Source organism: Promicromonospora kroppenstedtii DSM 19349, assembly GCF_000515355.1.
Classification (GTDB): Bacteria; Actinomycetota; Actinomycetes; order Actinomycetales; family Cellulomonadaceae; genus Promicromonospora; species Promicromonospora kroppenstedtii.
The window spans coordinates 328,769-329,942 of the sequence record NZ_KI911686.1; the positions used below are offsets into that span (position 1 = coordinate 328,769).

A 1,174-nucleotide genomic window follows, 5' to 3' on the forward strand; every position below is an offset into this window, starting at 1 on the left:
GTGGCCGTCGCCGCGGCCTGGGCCCTCGACGAGGTGGCCGACGGCGCCCGCACCGCGGGCCGCACCGCCCGCGTGCACCTCAAGGTCGACACCGGGCTGGGCCGCAACGGGATCATGCCCGCGGACCTGCCCGCCGTGCTCGAACGAACCGCGGCGCTGCGGGCCGAGGGGACGCTCGCCGTCGTCGGGCTGATGTCGCACTTCGCGCTCGCGGACGAGCCCGACGACCCGTCGGTCAAGATGCAGACCCATGTCTTCGAGGAGGCGCTCCGGACCGTCGAGGCGGCCGGGATCGACCTCGAGGTGCGGCACATCGCCAACTCGGCGGCGACGCTGACCAACCCGGCCGCCCACTACGACCTGGTGCGGCCCGGGATCGCCGTGTACGGGCTCTCGCCCGTGCCGCAGCTGGGTGCCCCGGGCGACTACGGGCTGCGGCCCGCCATGACGCTGGAGGCGCGGCTCGCGACCGTCAAGCGGGTGCCGGAGGGGCACGGCGTCTCCTACGGGCACTTCTACGTCACGCCGCAGGACACCGTGCTCGGGGTCGTCCCGCTCGGTTACTCCGACGGCATCCCGCGGCACGCGTCGGGCGGCTCGCTCGGCCCGGGCGGGCCGGTGCTGGTCGGGGGCGCGGTGGACGACGTCGCCGCGCCCGCGACCGGTCTCGGTACCGTGCGCGTGCTGCGTGTCGCGGGCCGGGTGTGCATGGACCAGATCATGCTGGACCTCGGCCCCTACGCGTCCGAGCAGGCCGGCGACGTCGTGACGTTGTTCGGGGCGTCCGACGGGCTCGCCCGTGCCGGCGCGCCCAACGCCGAGGACTGGGCACAGGCCGCCGGCACCATCAGCTACGAGATCGTGACGCGCCTCGGCGCGCGCGTGCCACGCGTGTACGTGGGCACGGCAGGAAGGGAGACCGCGTGAGCGGGGCAGTGAGCGGACCGGGCGACATCACGACGTCGGAGGCGGTGGTGATCGAGCTGCCGGACGCCGACACGACGCGCGCCTTCGGAGCGGCCCTCGCCGGGGTGCTGCGTCCGGGGGACCTGGTGATCCTCACCGGCGACCTCGGCGCGGGCAAGACGACCCTGACGCAGGGGATCGGGGCGGCGCTGAACGTGCGCGGGCAGGTGGCGTCACCCACGTTCATCGTGGCGCGCGAGCACCCGCC

At 75.0% G+C, this 1,174-nt stretch carries 2 protein-coding genes; both read left to right on the forward strand.

All coding sequences use genetic code 11. The features are described from left to right. Positions 1-927 (forward strand): alanine racemase (alr, locus tag PROKR_RS16190; RefSeq protein ID WP_036964611.1); only part of this gene is annotated, 927 nt, incomplete at its 5' end. After that, the coding region (gene tsaE / locus PROKR_RS16195; protein ID WP_245605847.1) for a tRNA (adenosine(37)-N6)-threonylcarbamoyltransferase complex ATPase subunit type 1 TsaE at positions 924-1,174 on the forward strand (251 nt) is incomplete at its 3' end. The genes alr and tsaE, both read left to right, overlap by 4 nt.